This is a genomic window from Microbacterium sp. NPDC086615, assembly GCF_040686055.1.
Classification (GTDB): domain Bacteria; phylum Actinomycetota; class Actinomycetes; order Actinomycetales; family Microbacteriaceae; genus Microbacterium.
Genome location: NZ_JBFBJJ010000008.1, coordinates 35,463 through 52,719 on the forward strand (window position 1 = coordinate 35,463; position 17,257 = coordinate 52,719).

The following is a 17,257-nucleotide window of genomic DNA, read 5'->3' on the forward strand; positions in this document are numbered from 1 at the left end:
GAGCGAAGCAAGTGGAGCCGTCGGTGGTACCCCCAAAGTGATGCGCGACTCAGGCGCGTACGACCACGGGCACGCAACTCGTAGCACCAGAGCTCCCAGGCGGTTATGACGCCGACGACCTGGCGCGACGAACTCGCCATGATGGATCGCGCCTCAGGAGATCGCAGACGCGGACGACGTGTGAGAAATTCGCTACTCGATTCAGGTCCGGCCTAGCGGCCGGTACCGTGGCAGAGTGCAAGCCCGCACCCGACACAGCTGGCACAGGCACTGATGCCATGATGGGCCAATGGGTTACGAACCGTTCTCGATCGTTGACGTCGAGGTCGACGAGCACAATCCACGATTCGCCGAGCCCGTTGTAGGACAACGGGAAGCTATCAATGCACTTCTTGCCCAAGGACCTGGCAAGCTCTTGAACCTCGCAGAGGACATAGCCGTGCTCGGGCAGCTGGATCCCATCAATCCGCCGATTGTCATGCGCGAGGGTAGCCGTGTAGTCGTACTGGAGGGGAATCGCCGGTTCGCGGCGTTGAAGCTTCTTCGCAATCCGGACATAGCAATCGCGCCGGCAACTCAGAAGGCCTTGGCCCGAATCAGAAAGAAGGCGATGGACCTCGGGCAAACGGGTGAGGGGCCTGGCCAAGTTGACTGTTACGTCGTCGACGATCGCGATGCCGCTCAGCGGTGGATCGAGCTGCGGCACACTGGCCAGAACGACGGTGTAGGCACAGACCCCTGGAACTCCTACCAAAGCGCCGCGTTCCGTCCTCGCCCAACTGCCGAGTACCGCGCCGTACTGTTCGTTCGCAAGGTCCTGACGACGTTCGCGGACGACACTGAGCTGATCAACGACGTGCGAAGTGTTCGCGATGGCGGGAAGTTCACCAACCTAGCTCGCCTGCTGAGCCGACCCTATGTTCGCTCCCAGATGATGATCGACATAAGGAACGACGTTGTGTCGCTCGACCCGGAGAATGACCTGACCAACGACATTCTGCGTGTCGTTTTCCATGATCTCACAACGATCAAGGTCGATTCAATCAAGACAGGCGACCAGCAAGACGATTACATAGATGGGGTCGTAGCAGCTGTGTCCGACAGGCACCGCGAGAATCGCCCTGACGATGAAGCTGGCGCGGAGTTCGCAGGTGAGCACGAGGGAGCATCAACGGGGGGCGGGCAGCCGAACCCAGCCGCAAGGGGCGGGAGGGGCGGCGATCACGAGAAGGCCAGCGACCCGCATCCGGTCGCAAGAGAGAGCCAAGATGAGCCGACTCGCAGGCGGAAGAACGCCCCCAAAGGCGAAGCTCGGATCTTCTACGGACTCGTTCTAAAGCACGTCGACCTGCGCACAAGCAAGCTTCTCAAGGAAGCGCAGAAGCTCAAGATCGACGAAGCGGCAGGGGTCACTGCGATCATGGTACGAGTGATCCTCGAGATGGCGATGACCGACATTGGCGCCTCGCGCGGTTGGTTCACGGAGGGCGCGAAACTTCGGACCAAGTTTCGCAAGTCGCTGCTCGTGCTAGATCCGGATGCCGAGAATTCGCAGAAGCGCGATAAGGCGCTGGATATGGCTTGGATCAAGACTCAGTCGGGGGACGGCGATGGGCTCGCGGTCGACGAGATGAACGCATACGTTCACAATTTCATGGCGGTTCCAACGCCTGACGCCGTCCGCGCGCTGACCACGACGTTCCGGCCGCTTTTGCAACGACTGGACGACTTCGCAGGAGCCAATCCGGCATGAGATTTCGTTCCCTCAGCCCACTGCGCTACCCAGGCGGCAAGAGTCGTTTGGCTGACTACTTGGCGCGCCTCGTCAGCTCGCAGAGCCCACGCCCACGTGAGTACGCAGAGCCGTTCGCGGGAGGAGCGGGCGCCGCTCTTCGACTGTTGGCGAACGAGGAAGTCCGCCACGCTCATATCAACGATCTGGATCCGGGAATTGCTGCTTTCTGGCGCTCACTCTTCACCTCGACGGAGGATTTCTCTCAGCTGATACTGAGCGTCGCCCTGAGCATCGACGAATGGCATCGGATGCGCGACATTTACGCAAATCCGACGCAGTACGACGATCTCGAACTCGGGTTTGCGACGTTCTACCTGAATCGCACGAATCGGTCAGGCATCCTTCGCGCGAGACCCATCGGAGGGCTCGAACAGACTGGGAATTGGAAGATCGACGCGCGATTCAATCGCGATGATCTTGCCGACAAGGTCCGCTACGTCGGCGAATACAGGAACCGCGTGACAGTCACTGAGCTCGACGCGCGTGATTTCTTACTGAAGATGGAGCGTCACACCAGCGACGTCCTCGTGTATGTCGATCCCCCCTATCTCGTGCAGGGAGAACGCCTCTATCTCGACGGACTTTCGTACGACGATCACACGCAACTCGCCGCCCAGCTTCGCACAGTCGACCTGCCCTGGTTCATGACCTACGACGCAGACGAGCGGATCCCTAACGAGCTTTATGCGGGACTTCGTTGTGCGTCGTTCGACATTGCCCACACGGCTGCGACACAACACATCGGGTCCGAGTACGCCGTCTTCGCTGAAGGGATCACGGTCCCAGATCTTGAGATCATCCGCGGGAACACCGCCCGATGGATCGCTTAGCTGTGAGTTCGCCGTGGGTAGAGCTGTTCTACTCGCGTCCTACGCCCGCGGCCTGACCCACTCACTAGGCTCCAGACCAAGAAACGCATCGGGTCAGCAGTCTGGAGCCTAGTGAGTGGGTTGTGCACGTGCGTGTTGCACCCACGACCGGCTTCAAGTACTGTGAGCACCGGTAGCGAGGGCTGAAATAGTGCTCCGCGCGCCGACTCGAGAAGCCCACGCCGCGTGCGTGGGCTTCTGCGTTGTCGCGTGTTTGCTCGATACTGAAGACATGCTCCTGGCTTACATCGACGAGATCGGAGAGCCCGGAGCATTCATCTCCCGGGATCACGAACGCTTCCACACGAGCCCCTCCTTCGGGTACGCAGGCTTCGTAATCGAGGCGGAGTGCGCTCGAGGCTTTGGGCAGCGATTCACTCACGAGAAGCGAACGCTATTCGCGTCCGAGTTGGTCGATCACCCCAACCCCGGACAGTGGGAGAAGAAGGGGGCGTCGATGTTCCGACCCACGACAGCTGCCACCCATCCTCAGCATCTCAGAGTCTTCAGCGGCCTGGTAAAGACTATGAGATCGATGCGTGGGATGCTCTTCTACTACGCCGACGAAAAGCCGCTCGGCACGCCGAAGCAGACGAACCTAGACCCTGCGGCGCGCGAAACCGCAGCGATGCAAGAGACTCTCAACCGCCTTTGCACCTACGCAGAGCGACGCGGGCAGAACCTACTAGTCATGATCGACCAGATCAACGAAAAGACTCGCGCCGAACGCCTGCCGCAGATGTACGGCCACATTTTCCGTCGGTCTGCTGATCGCCCAGAGATGAAGCGAATCGTCGAGCCCCCGATGCACGTCGACAGTGTCCTGAGCGCGAACATCCAGTTCGCCGATTGGATCGCCGCCGCTACGACACGAGCGATAGACAATCAGCTAGTTCGCGACTCGCCGTATCACTGGGTACCAGCGTCGTGGAGCCACACGATGTCCGGCGGCTTCACGCACGAGTCGAAGCTCCACCTTTGGCACCGCGGTGTCGACGATATCCACAACTCAGCACTGTTCTTCAAAGAGCGGCCCCTCTACCCGATCGCTGCTGGTCACCGCATTGGCGATGGCTTGCCTTCCGCGACGCTCCGGAAGATTCATGCCGCAGCTGTTCGTGCAGAAGAGAGCCAACGCAAGAGGTGACCAACTTCTTGTGTTGATCACGGGCCGGGAACTTCGCCGAAACCACCCAGCACAGCCACCACCAACGAGTGCAGTTTCCGCGGACTCACGCGACGAACGCGCGCTCGTGAGCGCTCGTAGACCCGGCGTACACAACTGAAAATCGTGAGGTCACGGGATCGACGCCCGTCGGAGCCACTGCGACCTTCGTGTGGCTCATACACACGGGGGCTCTTTTGTTTCCGGATGCCGCAATGTCGGCGCCTACGGCCTTTCGCGCTGCTCGACGCCCCCTCTGGTCGCCGCGATGTCGCGGCCCGCGCCGAGAACGGATGACGCGCGCGACAGGTCACCCCGACGAGTATTCACAGCTCAGCCGAGAGCCGCATTGCAGTGGCATTACCCCTTCTGCGACACGCCACCCGGCTCGTTGAGCGCTACGCGTGAGGGTGAGCTTGAGCGCGAACCGGGTGAAGAACGGTGATGCACCATCACCGGTCGCTAGCCTCCTCCTAGGCATGCATACATGCCATACATAGCGAAGGGGCAAGGAAATGACAGCAACGACAACGCTCGAAAGAGCGCGTTCCGCAGTGAGCAGGCGGGCTCTTGCGGCAGCACTGGCATTCGTCGCAGTCTTCGGCATCGCGGTCGGCGCTGCCGCCCCCGCGCACGCCGGAATCGGCATGTGGTACGTCAGCTCGAGCTGGGTCCAGTCATACGCAGCGCTGACCTCCACGGGCGGAGACGGGTACTTCCAGGCGAAGGCGGTCTTGGGCGGAAACGTCAAGTGGGGCAAGTACTCGCCGAACAACACCCAGGCCCAGGCCGATGGGTTCAGCTTTAGCCACAGTGCGTTCCTCTTTCAGAACGGTCGCGTCTGGAAGAGCGGGTAACGGGTGGGCAGCGCACGCGAGCGGCGCGAGTCACATGGAACGAAGGCCGTCGCGCGCCCCTTCACCGGGCGCGCGACGGCGTCGGCTTGGACGAATCTGCAGGCTTTCTCGGTACTCACGCTGTTCGCGCTCATCACGTCGGGCTGTGCCGTCCCATCAACCGCACCCGAGGATCAGCGCCTCGCGCCGTCCCTGAAGGCATATGCCCAGCAGCAGCTCGCTCATGACGACCTGTCGGACTGGGATCGTGCCGTGATCGAGAAGGCCAGCCAGACGGGGACCGTTTCGCAGGCGGACTATGACGAGGGCACAGACAACTTCGAAGCCTGCTTGAACGCCGCAGGTCTGCACTGGACGCGCACACGACTCCTCAATGGAGTCGTCGAGTTCCAGCCGCCGCCGGGCTCGGCGGCGACCGGCTCCGACGACAACGCCGCCATGATCCAGGCGCAGTGCTACCAGTCCACGTACGCGTACACACAGGACTTCTTCGGGCTCCAGCAAGCCAACCCCGAGTTGCTCGCCGACTTCTCCCTCGCGGCGGTCAACTGCCTGAAGAAGGCCGGAGTGGTCGATGACGACTTCACGACGGACGACTTCGGCAAAGTCATCGGGGCGCACGACTCGCCGATCACCGACTGGCCGTTCGACGTGGCCGACCCTCGGGCTCAGACCTGCCTCTACTCCCTGGGTTATGCCGTCGTGACCGATGCCAAGTAGCGCTCCTGGACCCAGCTTCCGCCCCCTCGTGCTCCTCTTCGCGGACAAGCGGCCAGTCCCCCACCAACGCCCGTTCCAGCGAGAGCGGAGAACATCCCCATGAAACGCGCCCTCGCCACCGTCATCTCCTTCACCCTCGGCAGCGGAGCAGTCCTCGGCGCCGCAGTGGCCTACAGCCTGCTGCCCGGGCCCTCCGGCCTCCTCGCCGAAGCCCCCAGCGAGACGACCTACCCCGTGACGATGACCGACTTCCGCGACCAGCGCGCGCTCACCCTCGCGCCGACCTTCACGGCGGGGACTCCTCTGCGTACCACCGCGAGCGGGACGGTAACAGCGACCGCCTGCACCCCGGGGCAATCACTGACCCCCGGGAAAGCAGCATTCGCGGTCGACGACCACCCCATCATCGCCCTGGCCTCCGACACGCCGTTTTTCCGGGACCTCACGTGGGGTGACACCGGCCGCGACGTCGACGCTCTCCGGGCGTCGCTCGCCGGGTTGGGCTTCGATGTCGCGCCGACCGGCGCGTTCAGCCGGGACGTCAGCCGGGCGCTTTCCACCCTTCAGCACCGCGAGACGATGGCTCATGCCGAAGGAGACTTCGTCCTCCAGGATGTGCTCTGGATGCCGAGCCCGCCGCCCACCGTGGCCTCCTGCGACGTCCAGGTGGGCCAGCCGATCACGGCGGGGAGTACAGCGGCGACCACCGCTGTCAGCCTCACCGCTCTGACCGTCTCGGGACAGGCTGCGGGCGCGCTCGTCCCCGGCGAACGGACCGTTCAGGTGCTGGGCGTAGATGCGGTCATACCCGAGAACGGCGTCCTCACCGACCGCGACGCGCTCGGTCGTATCGCATCCTCGCCGGAGGGGCAGCAACAGCTGACAGGCACTAAGACCGGTGACGCAGCAATGGTGTCGGGAACGAGCGCCTTGGCCACGCCCCTTCGCGTCGCGCCAGTCCCGGTGTCGAGTGTCATCGGCGCCTCCAGCGCGCACGCTTGCGTCGCCGACGACCACGCGGAGTACCCCGTGACCGTCGTCGGCGCGAGCCTCGGCATGTCGCTCGTCACGTTCCACGCGGACACGCCGTCGAACGTGCTGCTGCAGCCGCGTCGAGAGCACTGCGATGCCGACTGACGACGCGCTCCTGAGGTTGACGGCCGTCAGTCATCAGTGGGGCACGAACCCCGCTCTGTTCCGTGACGTGAGCCTCGACCTGCACCGTGGTGATGTCGTCGCATTGACCGGCCCGTCCGGATCTGGCAAGTCCACCCTCCTGTCGATCGTTGCGGGGTGGCTCTCCCCGACCCTGGGCCGGGTCGAGCGGCGCGGTATCCGTCGCGTGCACTGGGTCTTCCAGAATCCGCACGGCCAACCCCGCCGCTCGACACGCGACCACGTGTCATACCCGCTCCTGGCACGCGGTGTCCGTCGCCACGACGCCGACCGGCGTGCAGACCACATCCTCGAGCGCTTCGGCCTCACCGATCGAGCGGGACAATCTTTCTCGGACCTCTCCGGAGGTGAAGCGCAACGGCTGATGCTTGCTCGGGCAGTTGCGACTGCGCCGGACCTGCTCCTCGTCGACGAGCCCACCGCTCAGCTCGACCGCGCATCGGCGCGAACGGTCAACGCCGTCTTGGCCGGACTGGCCGCAGCCGGGGCGATCGTCCTCGTCGCCTCCCACGACTTCGACACCATCCGCGCCTGTCAGCGGGCTGTCGACCTTCGCACGGCGGCATGATGCGGCTCGCGGATGCCGTAGGCGAAGCGCTGCGGAACCTTCGCACGGGCGCCGCGGGGGGCGGCATCCTGGCCCTCATCCTGGTCGTCGCGTCAACGATGCTCCTCCTGGCCGACATCGCGTCCATCGGCGCACTGCAGGAGCGCGCCCTCAGCGTCCGAAACCATGCCGGCGATGTTCGCGTGCTCATCGCGAAGGATGCGGTCGACCCCCGCGCCTGCGCCGCGCTCGAGAGTCTCGATGGCGTCACCGACGCGGGCGCGATCTGGACCTTGGGCTCCGTCCAGCTCATCGCGCTGCCCCGGGTCAACGTGCCCGTTTTCGAGGTCAGTTCCGGAGTGGCGCGGATGCTTCACCTCCCGTCGAGCAGGCCCGGGGGCGTCTATCTCTCGGATGATCTTGCGGCCCGTTGGTCTGCCCGCGAGGAGAGCATCCTCGCCACGACGACAGGCCCGGTGATGGTCAGGGGGACATTCCGCTTTCCGGATGACGGGCGGGACCCCCGCTTCACGAATGCCGTGATCGTCATCGGGGACAACTCCGCGAGATCGTCCGAATGCTGGTTCAGCGTGTGGCCCGCGACATCCTCAGTCGATCCTCTTGCCTACGGCGCCGTGGCTGCCGTGGGACAGACCGACGCCGCACCTCAGGTCGCTCCGCTCAACCCGACGGTGGGACAGCTGTTCGCCTTTGCCCAGGACTATCGCGATCGGCTTACCGCCTTCGCCGCCCCTACGGTGATCATCCTCTTCGCCCTGGTCGGGTTCGGCGGCAGCTACCGACGGAGGCTCGAGTTGGCGAGCAATCTCCACGCGGGTGCCCGGCATCGTGACCTCGTACGGATCGCGGCGATCGAAGCGTTCCTCTGGGCGAGCGCGGCAGCCGCGGCCACGTTCGTCGTCGCGCGCCTGGCAACGAGAGTCTTCCTCTACGAAGATGTGCCGGGACTTCTCCCCTCGCTCGCTGTCACTCAAGCCGTGGCCGTATGCGCCGCGATGTGTGCGGCGACGATTCCCGCGCTGCTCGCACGCGAAAGCCGGTTGTTCACCTTGTTCAAGTCGCGCACCTGACACAACGACCACGGCCCCTGCGGCGAGCACCCGCGAGCGGGCGAGAAGCCCTGTCCTCCCCGCTGCCGTAAGCGTTTCCCCAGCGCGACCACCGGCCGCGTCGAGACGCGCTACACTTTGTTGACTTTTAGCAAACACCTGGCGTCCGACCGAGCCTCCCCGAGCCGTCCGCCAGGCCTTCTCTCGAAGAGGCCCCGATGTCAGACATCACTCGCACCCGGCGTGCGCATACCGCGTCGACCGACACGGTCATGACCCACCGCATGATCATGTTCGTGATCTTCGGCCTCATGGCCGGCATGTTCCTGTCCGCCCTCGACCAGACGGTCGTCGGCACCTCGATCCGCACGATCGGCGACGACCTGCAGGGGCTGAGCCTGCAAGCTTGGGTCACCACCGCCTACCTGATCGTGTCGACCATCTCGACGCCGATCTACGGCAAGCTCTCCGACATCTTCGGGCGCCGTCCGCTCTTCCTCATCGCCATCCTCATCTTCATCATCGGATCGATCCTCGCGAGCTTCTCGACCTCGATGATCGAGCTCGCCGCGTTCCGCGCGATCCAGGGACTCGGCGCCGGTGGCCTCATGTCGATGCCGCTCGCGATCATGGGCGACATCCTCGCCCCGCGCGAGCGCGCGAAGTACCAGGGCTACTTCCTCGCCGTCTTCGGCATCTCCAGCGTCATCGGCCCCCTCGTCGGCGGCATCTTCGCCGGGGCGAGCCAGATCCTGTGGATCACCGGCTGGCGCTGGGTGTTCCTCATCAACGTCCCGATCGGCATCGTCGCTCTCGCGATCGTGTGGCGCTTCCTCCACATCCCGAAGCAGCCGCGCCACTCGGTGCGCATCGACTGGTGGGGCGCCACGACCGTCATCGTCGCACTCGTCCCCCTCCTCCTCGTCGCCGAGCAGGGTCGCGAGTGGGGCTGGGGCTCGCCGATCGCCCTCGCCTGCTACATCGTCGGGGCTCTCGGCATCCTGGCCTTCGTCATCGCCGAGACCTACATGAAGGACGACGCGCTCATCCCGCTGAAGCTCTTCCGCTCGTCGACCTTCTCGATGGCGACGATCATCGGTGTGCTCGTCGGCTTCGGCATGTTCGGCGCGATGCTCACGCTGCCGCTGTACCTGCAGCTCGTGCTCGGCTCCACGCCGACCCAGAGCGGTTTCGAGATGCTGCCGATGATCCTCGGCCTCATGATCGCGTCGATCGTGAGCGGCCAGCTCATCGCCCGCACCGGCCGCTACCGCATGTTCCCGATCCTCGGCACGCTGCTGATGTCGGTCGGCTTCTTCCTGCTGACGTTCCTGAAGTACGACACCCCGTACTGGCAGGTCGCGCTGTCGATGCTCGTCATCGGCCTGGGCCTCGGCCAGCTCATGCAGACGCTGACGATCGCGAGCCAGAACTCCGTGGGACTGCGCGACATGGGTGTGGCGACGAGCGGATCGACGTTCTTCCGCCAGATCGGCGGCACGCTCGGCACGGCCGTGCTGCTGTCGCTGCTGTTCACGCTCGTGCCCACGAACATCCTGGGCTCGTTCGCCGACCGCGCCACTCTGACCGATGCATTGGATGCCGCGCTCGACCCCACCGTGGCCTCGGCGCCAGCGAACCAGAAGATCATGTCGACGGTCTATGCGCCGATCATCTCGGGCATCACCGACGGCGCGACGACGCAGGTGCAACAGGCCGTGCAGCAGGCGACGGATGCCGCCACCCAGGCTGTGGCGGCGAAGGTCGCCGCGGGAGAGATCCCCGCCGCGGCACAAGCGACCGCGACGCAGAGCGCCGTCGCGCAGGCGCTCGCGGCGGTGACCCAGCAGGCCCCCTTCGCCCGCATCGCGGCGGACGGCACCGTGACGCTCGACTTCTCGAACGCCGATCAACGCGCGGCCTTCGTCGAGAGCACCGCCACCACGCTCGAGCAGCGGTTCGCCGACGGCAACGAGAACGCCGCGGTCGGCAGCTCCACCCTCGACGACACGTCGTTCCTGGTGGGCGCCGATCCGCGCCTGACCAAGCCGATCCTCGTCGGGTTCAACTCCTCGGCCGTCACGGTCTACTGGGTGGCGATGTCGGTCGTGCTGCTCGCCTTCGTGCTGTCGCTGTTCTTCCGCACGCCGCCGCTGCGCTCGAAGTCGGCGCTGCAGGAGGCCGCGGACGAACGCCGCGGTCGCGACGACGAAGAGAAGCGCGCCGAGGAATCGGCCGCGCAGACCGGCGCCCTGATCGCGCCGTAAGCGCAGCGCACACACCGAAGGGCGAGGCCATCGTTGAGATGCCTCGCCCTTCGGTGTTCTCGCGCGGTTACGCGCGCTCGCGCGCCCGAAGGTCCTTCCGCAGGATCTTGCCCGAAGCCGACTTCGGGATCGCCTCGATGAACTCGACGCGGCGCACCTTCTTGTGCGGCGCGACCTCGGCGGCCACGAACGCCATCACCTCGTCGGCCGTGAGCCCCGAGTCCGGCGCGGCGACGACGAAAGCCTTGGGGATCTCCTGCTTGTCGTCGTCGTCCACGCCGATGACGGCGGCATCCATGATCCTCGGATGCGACAGCAGCAGCGCCTCGAGCTCGGCCGGGGCGATCTGGTACCCCTTGTATTTGATCAGCTCCTTGAGCCGGTCGACGATCGAGAAGTACCCGCTGACGTGGTGCACGCCGATGTCGCCGGTGTGGAGGAAGCCGTCGGCATCCAGGGTCTCCGCCGTCGCGTCGGGGCGGTTCAGGTAACCGAGCATGACGTTCGGGCCGCGCACCCAGATCTCCCCCGGCGCGGTGAGACCGTCGTCGCCGTGGACCTCGATCTCGGCGCCCGTCTCGGGGTCGATGAGCTTGGCATCGGTGTTCGGCAGAAGCACCCCGACCGAGCTGGCCGGCATGTCGACACGATCCTCGGGGACGGCGTGCGAAACGGGGCTGAGCTCGCTCATGCCGTATCCCTGCAGGATCCGGGCGCTCATCCGCCGGGCCGCGGCCTCGGCGGTCTCGCCGTCGAGAGGGGCGGCACCCGAGAAGACCGTGCGGACCGACGAGGTGTCGAACTCGTCGACCACGGGGTGCTTGGCGAGGGCGACCGCGATCGGCGGGGCGATGAAGAGGAACGTGCAGCGGTACTCCTGGATGTTCCGGAGGAACTCGACGAGATCGAACCGCGGCATCGTCACGAGGCTCGCCCGCTGACGCAACGCCAGATCGAGCAGGACCGTCATGCCGTAGATGTGGAAGAACGGCAGGACCGCGAGCACGCGGTCATCGCGGTGGAGCTCGATCACGACCCGACACTGGTGGACGTTCGCGACGAGATTGCGATGGGTCAGCATGACGCCCTTCGGGTTCCCCGTCGTGCCCGACGAGTACGGCAGCACCGCCACGTGCGTCGCCGGATCGAAGCGGACCTCCGGCGGCGTGCGCCCCTCCGCGAGCAGGCTCCGCAGGTCGGGATGCCCCTCGGCTCCGTCGAGCACGATCACGCGGTCGTCCGGGATGCCCGCCGCCCGCGCGGCCTCGGCCGCAGGCCCGAGCAGCGGCGACACCGTAAGGAGCCAGGTGGCCGCGGCATCCTGGATCTGGTTCTCGATCTCGTGCGCCGTGTAGAGGGAGTTGATCGTCGTGACGATCGCGCCCAGGCGCAGGATGCCGTGGAACACCGTCGCGAAGGCGGGAACGTTCGGGCAGAGCAGAGCCACGACGGTCTCGGTGTCGACACCGCGCGCGGCGAGCGCTCCCGCGAAGGCGTCGACCTGGGCGCGGAGCGATCGGTACGTGGTCTCGGCTCCGGTCGCCGGGTCGATCAGGGCGACACGGTCCAGGTCGGCCTCGACGAGCGAGCCGAACAGGTCGTCGTAGATGCTGTCGTCGGGGATGTCGACGGGCGGGTACGGGCTCTGGAACACGGGCTTCTCCTTCGAAACCGGGCGGCGTGCGCCCATCCTGGCACCGACGAGACGCGGTGTCACGGATGCCGACACCGAGACTCGATCTGCTACGTGAGCAGTCGAATCGCCACTCCGCCCACGGCGCCGATGATCACCACCGCCCACGCGGGCACGCGGAATCGCGTGAGCAGCACGAATCCGAGCAGTGCCAGCAGGAACGGCGCGGGTCCGGTCACCGCGGTCGTGAACACCGGTGTGTAGAGAGCCGCGCCCAGAATGCCGACGACCGCGGCATTCGCCCCGCGCATCGCCGAGCGGACGAGCGGCCTCTCGCGCACGGCGTCCCAGAACGGCAGCACGCCCACCAGCACGAGGAAGCCCGGGAGGAAGATCGCGGCCAGGGCGATCGCAGCACCCGCGATCCCGCCGGGGCCGACAGTGCTCACTGCGCCGAGGAACGCGGCGAACGTGAACAGCGGGCCGGGCACGGCCTGCGCAGCCCCGTAACCGGCGAGGAATGTCTCGGGCGAGACCCACCCCGTCTGCACGACCTCCGCCTGCAGCAGCGGGAGCACGACGTGACCGCCACCGAAGACGAGGGCGCCCGAGCGGAAGAAGGCGTCGGCGAGGGCGAGGGCGCCCGAACCGCTGACGGCGGCGAGCGCCGGGAGACCGAGAAGTCCCACACCCGCGAGCACGAGGCATCCGATCGCCACCGCCCGGGGGACTCCGAAGGAGGGCAGCGGTGCGGATGCTGCTTCGGTCACGCCGCGCAGGAGCACCAGGCCGGCGACGACTCCGACGCCGAGGGCCCCGAGCTGGCCGATGGCTCCCGGCGCGAGCAGGGCCAGAGCCGCCGCCACGACGGCGATGCCCGCGCGGGTCGCGTCGGGGGTGAGAGTTCGCGCCATCCCCCACACGGCCTGCGCGACGATCGCGACGGCGATGATCGTGAGGCCCTCGAGCACCCCGGCGCCGATCGGTCCGCCGAAGAGCGCGGCCCCTCCGGCGAAGGCGACGAGCAGCACCGCCGAGGGGAGCGTGAACGCGAGGAAGGCCGCGACCGCACCGAGGAACCCGGCGCGCTGCAGCCCCATCGCGAAGCCGACCTGGCTCGATGCCGGCCCCGGGAGGAACTGGCACAGCGCGACGAGATCCGCGTAGGCGCGATCGTCCATCCACTTTCGGCGGACGACGAGATCGTCGCGGAAGTACCCGAGGTGCGCGACGGGGCCACCGAACGAGGTCAGACCGAGGCGGAGGAACGCCCGGAACACCTCCCACGGGCTCCCGGTTCTGTGCATCGGTCCGTCCTATCGGCCCCGAGAGAACAGCAGGTGAACCGTCAGCAGGTGAACGTCAGCGGAGCGGCTCGGCCAGCAAGGCATCGACGAGACGCAGCGTGGCGGTCGTCCGCTCCTGGTCCGCACGGATGTCGGCGCCGCCGATCGCGTCGCGCAGGCGCTCGACCTCGCCGACCATGACGTTCTCGTGCGCCTCGACGCGGATGATCTCGGCGTCTCCCCCGCGCGGCGTGAACTCGAGGACGCGTGGGGCGTCGATCGTGTCGATCCGCAGCGAGGCGTCCTCGCCCTGGATCTCGCTCGACAGGGAGGTGTCGGTGATCTTCGACCAGGCGATGTCGGCGACGAATCCGTCGTAGGCAGCCAGGGCGCTCCCGAGCCCGTCGGTCCCCGAGGCGATGCCGATCCGGACGCCCTGCACCGCCCGCGGAACGCCGAAGAGCTGGACGAGCGCGTGCAGGGGGTACACACCGAGGTCGCGCAGTGCGCTGCCGCCGAGGGCCGGGTCGAAGATGTTCGTCTGCTCGCCCGCGAGCACGTGGTCGTAGCGCGCAGAGCGCTTCTCGTAGCGCAGCGAGACCCGGCGCACCGTCCCGAGCCGCGGCAGCAGATCGGCGACCGCGGCGAGCCCCGGGTCGTAGGCGCTCCGCATCGCCTCCAGCAGCACCACACCCCGCGCGGCTGCCCGCCCGACCAGTTCCTCCCACTGCGGCGCGGTGAGCGTCGCCGGCTTCTCGACGAGCACCGGGATGCCGGCATCCAGAACCGTCTGCGCCTGCGCGACGTGCGCGGAGTTCGGACTCGCGAGGTACACCGCGTCGATGTCGCCGGAGTCGAGGAGACCCTCGAGACCGAGCGCGATGCCGGGGGCACCGATCTTCTCGGCGAACGCGCGTGCGCGCTGCTCATCGCGCGAGGCGACGCGACGCACCTCGACCCCGTCGACGACGTCGACGGCCTCGGCGAAGCGTTCGGAGATGCTGCTGGTGCCGACGATGCCGATGCGGATCATTCCTCCATCATCGCGGCTCACCCCGACCGATTCGGCAGGACCGTCCGGGGAGTGCGCAAAACGTCCCGCTAGGATCGCGATGATCGCACCAGACCCGAGGGATCATGACCACGACACGCGCCCAGCACCGCCGCCGCACCACGCGTCGGACGCGCCTCCGCCGAACCCTCGCCGCCACGACGGCGATCGTGTTGATCGTGGGCGGAGTGACCGCCTTCGCCCTGACCCGTGGAGCATCGACCCCCACCGCCGACGGCACGACCGCACCCTCGGTCGAAGACACCCCGACCCCGACGCCGACACCCAAGACGGCATCGGAGCAGCTCCTGGCGACGACGACCGACCCGAAAGCGTGCGCGGTGTCCTTCGCGGGCGACGGGATCGCTCTCGCCCCGCAGTTGCAGACACAGGACACGCTGTACGCGGCTCTGCCCCTCCCCCAGGCCGACGGTCGCGTGTTCGCCGGCTGGTACGAGACCGCCGCGGACGCCGCCGCCATGACGCTTCCCGCCCGGGTGAACGGGTCCGATGTCGTCACGTGCACCGCGCAAGAGAAGACGCTGCACGCCGGCTGGACGACACCCGAGGCGAACGCGGCCGAGGATGCCAGCATCCCGATCCTGATGTACCACCAGTTCACGACGAAGCCCGAGGGCGAAGACAACTGGCTGCGCCTCAACTACGCCTACATCGGCGACTTCGACGCGCAGATGGCGCACATCCAGGAGGGCGGCTTCTACCTGCCCACGTGGGACGAGCTGAGCGCCTTCATCGACGGCAAGGTGTTCCTGCCCAAGCACTCGGTGATCATCACCGACGACGACGCCGACAGCACGTGGCTCGAGCTCGCCGCCCCCATCGTCGACAAGCGCCACCTGCTCACGACATCGTTCGTCATCACCTCGGCCCGCACCGAGCCGACCCCGAACCGCTTCGTGCTCCAGCGCTCCCACACGCACGACATGCACCGCGCGGGCGAGAACGGCAAGGGGCGGATGGTGAACGACGACGCCGACACGATCGCCGCCGACCTCGAGCAGTCCGCGACGATCCTCGGGGCGAAAGAGGTCGTCGCGTACCCGTTCGGTCACTACAACGACACGACGAAGGAAGGGGTGCGCAAAGCCGGCTTCGAACTGGGGCGCACCATCGAGAACGGGTACGTGCGCATCGGCACCGACAAGCTCGCTCTTCCGGTCATCCGGATGAACTACGGGATGACCGTCGACGACCTGAAGGATGCCATCGGCTGATCGCGCGGGCGCACCCTATCGGGGAGGAGTGGGGGTGAACACCTGCTACCTCCCAGGTAACTGATCCACAATACCAAGTTGAGCACGCGTCGGCCGGTCTACGCTGTGTCTTCCTGGCTTCCCTTCTGAAACGCGAGAGCCCATGATCCTTTCCGTCATCGTTCCGACCTTCAACGAAGGTCCGAACGTCGCCGAACTCGTTCGACGGACGGCGGCCGCGCTCCCGGGTCGTGACATCGAGATCATCTTCGTCGACGACTCCACCGATGACACCCCCGAGATCATCCGCGGTGTCGCGCAGAACGCGCCGGTCCCGGTGCGCCTGATCCACCGCGATGCCCCCCAGGGCGGACTCGGCGGCGCGGTCGTCGAGGGCATCAAAGCCGCGGCATCCGATTTCTGCGTCGTCATGGACGGCGACCTGCAGCACCCGCCGGAGGTCATCGCCGATCTGCTCGCGCGCGCCGAGGTGGGCGACGCCGAGGTGGTGGTCGCCTCGCGCTACGTCGACGGCGGCACCTCCGACGGCCTCGCGAACGCCGTGCGCACGATGGTCTCGCGCGCCTCGACGCTGCTCACCAAGGCGATGTTCCCGAAGAAGCTGCACAACTGCTCCGACCCGATGACGGGCTTCTTCCTCATCGACCGCCGCTCGCTCGACATCGAGGAGCTGCGTCCGCGCGGCTTCAAGATCCTGCTCGAGATCCTCGCGCGCAAGCAGATGCGCGTCGCCGAGGTTCCGTTCGACTTCGCTCCCCGCTTCGCGGGCGAGAGCAAGGCCTCGTTCAGCCAGGGCATGCGCTTCCTCACGCAGCTGACCATGCTCCGCTTCGGCCGCATGTCGGCCTTCGCCGTCGTCGGCGGCCTCGGCGCCGTGGCCAACCTCGCGATCATGTGGGGACTGCAGACCGTCGGCGTGCAGTACCTCGTCGCCGCGGTCATCGCAAGCGTGCTGACCATCATCGCCAACTTCATCGCGCTCGAGTACCTCGTCTTCGCCGACATGCGCGACGAGTCGGGGCTCATGCGGCACCGCTTCATCAAGTCGTTCACGTTCAACGGCATCGAGGCGATCGTGCGCATCCCGGTCATCTGGCTGCTCGTCAACGAGGCGCACATCCAGAGCGTGCTCGCGGCGGCACTCACGCTCATCGCGGCGTTCATCATCCGCTTCGTGTTCCACGCCCTCGTCGTGTACGCACCGAAGAAGGCTCAGGCGGCGCCTGCCGTGGCCGCGGTGCGCGAACCCCTCGAGGACGAACTCGCGGCCTGACCCGCCGGCCGCCTGCGGACCTGCTCTCCGGCGTACCCTGGAGGCATGTCCTCTGACGCTCCCATCCGCATGTTCGGCGCCGACTGGTGCCGCGATTGCATCCGCACGAAGAAGCAGCTCGACGACCTCGGCATCGCCTACGAGTACGTCGACCTCGTGGCCGACCCCGCCGCCGCCGACGTGGCGAAGGAGATCTCGGGCCGCACGAGCATCCCGGTCGTGGTGTACCCCGACTCGAGCCACCACGTCGAGCCGAGCAACGCCGACGTCGAGGCGAAGCTCCGCGAACTGTCGCTGATCTGACCCCTTGTCG

15 protein-coding genes are annotated in these 17,257 nt (G+C 66.6%); 12 read left to right on the forward strand and 3 right to left on the reverse strand.

What is annotated here, in order from left to right:
• Positions 1-289: 289 nt before the first annotated feature.
• From AB0O24_RS09665 to AB0O24_RS09705, 9 genes are all read left to right on the forward strand, one after another.
• Entirely contained in the window at positions 290-1,753 is a 1,464-nt protein-coding gene (locus tag AB0O24_RS09665; protein ID WP_363374452.1) for a ParB/Srx family N-terminal domain-containing protein, read from the forward strand.
• On the forward strand, positions 1,750-2,625 hold the full coding sequence (locus tag AB0O24_RS09670) for a DNA adenine methylase (RefSeq protein ID WP_275801534.1): 876 nt from the start codon (positions 1,750-1,752) through the stop codon (positions 2,623-2,625). Before AB0O24_RS09665 ends, AB0O24_RS09670 begins: the two co-directional genes overlap by 4 nt.
• A gap of 271 nt (positions 2,626-2,896) precedes the next feature.
• Positions 2,897-3,811 (forward strand): DUF3800 domain-containing protein, encoded by a 915-nt coding sequence (locus AB0O24_RS09675; RefSeq protein ID WP_363374455.1) that lies wholly within the window; start codon positions 2,897-2,899, stop codon positions 3,809-3,811.
• 533 nt (positions 3,812-4,344) lie between these two features.
• Positions 4,345-4,686, forward strand: a complete 342-nt coding sequence (locus AB0O24_RS09680) for a hypothetical protein (RefSeq protein WP_275801536.1) — start codon at positions 4,345-4,347, stop codon at positions 4,684-4,686.
• A 3-nt stretch (positions 4,687-4,689) separates the two neighbouring features.
• The gene (locus AB0O24_RS09685) at positions 4,690-5,406 is read left to right on the forward strand and encodes a hypothetical protein (protein WP_363374458.1); all 717 of its coding nucleotides are present in this window, start codon (positions 4,690-4,692) and stop codon (positions 5,404-5,406) included.
• Between the two features lie 99 nt (positions 5,407-5,505).
• Positions 5,506-6,543 carry a hypothetical protein gene (locus tag AB0O24_RS09690; protein ID WP_275797697.1) on the forward strand — a complete coding sequence of 346 codons (1,038 nt, stop codon included), beginning with the start codon at positions 5,506-5,508 and terminating at the stop codon, positions 6,541-6,543.
• Positions 6,533-7,150, forward strand: coding sequence for an ATP-binding cassette domain-containing protein (locus AB0O24_RS09695; RefSeq protein ID WP_275797695.1), 618 nt, complete (start codon positions 6,533-6,535; stop codon positions 7,148-7,150). Before AB0O24_RS09690 ends, AB0O24_RS09695 begins: the two co-directional genes overlap by 11 nt.
• Complete coding sequence (locus AB0O24_RS09700; RefSeq protein WP_363374462.1) at positions 7,147-8,220, forward strand: hypothetical protein; 1,074 nt, start codon at positions 7,147-7,149, stop codon at positions 8,218-8,220. Before AB0O24_RS09695 ends, AB0O24_RS09700 begins: the two co-directional genes overlap by 4 nt.
• A gap of 197 nt (positions 8,221-8,417) precedes the next feature.
• Entirely contained in the window at positions 8,418-10,466 is a 2,049-nt protein-coding gene (locus AB0O24_RS09705) for an MDR family MFS transporter (protein WP_275797691.1), read from the forward strand.
• 67 nt (positions 10,467-10,533) lie between these two features.
• Here AB0O24_RS09705 and AB0O24_RS09710 read toward each other — a convergent pair whose 3' ends face one another.
• The 3 genes from AB0O24_RS09710 to AB0O24_RS09720 form a co-directional block, all read right to left on the reverse strand.
• Complete coding sequence (locus AB0O24_RS09710) at positions 10,534-12,120, reverse strand: AMP-binding protein (protein ID WP_363374466.1); 1,587 nt, start codon at positions 12,118-12,120, stop codon at positions 10,534-10,536.
• An 89-nt stretch (positions 12,121-12,209) separates the two neighbouring features.
• Complete coding sequence (gene chrA, locus AB0O24_RS09715) at positions 12,210-13,406, reverse strand: chromate efflux transporter (RefSeq protein ID WP_275797687.1); 1,197 nt, start codon at positions 13,404-13,406, stop codon at positions 12,210-12,212.
• 55 nt (positions 13,407-13,461) lie between these two features.
• Complete coding sequence (locus tag AB0O24_RS09720; protein ID WP_363374469.1) at positions 13,462-14,418, reverse strand: Gfo/Idh/MocA family oxidoreductase; 957 nt, start codon at positions 14,416-14,418, stop codon at positions 13,462-13,464.
• Positions 14,419-14,522: 104 nt separating this feature from the next.
• Here AB0O24_RS09720 and AB0O24_RS09725 point away from each other — a divergent pair, with 104 nt between their 5' ends.
• The 3 genes from AB0O24_RS09725 to AB0O24_RS09735 all read left to right on the forward strand — a co-directional run bounded on the left by AB0O24_RS09725 (position 14,523) and on the right by AB0O24_RS09735 (position 17,247).
• Positions 14,523-15,671, forward strand: coding sequence for a polysaccharide deacetylase family protein (locus AB0O24_RS09725; protein ID WP_363374471.1), 1,149 nt, complete (start codon positions 14,523-14,525; stop codon positions 15,669-15,671).
• A 142-nt stretch (positions 15,672-15,813) separates the two neighbouring features.
• Positions 15,814-16,944 carry a glycosyltransferase family 2 protein gene (locus AB0O24_RS09730; protein ID WP_363374474.1) on the forward strand — a complete coding sequence of 377 codons (1,131 nt, stop codon included), beginning with the start codon at positions 15,814-15,816 and terminating at the stop codon, positions 16,942-16,944.
• 45 nt (positions 16,945-16,989) lie between these two features.
• Positions 16,990-17,247, forward strand: a complete 258-nt coding sequence (locus tag AB0O24_RS09735; protein WP_058595771.1) for a glutaredoxin domain-containing protein — start codon at positions 16,990-16,992, stop codon at positions 17,245-17,247.
• Positions 17,248-17,257 lie beyond the last annotated feature (10 nt).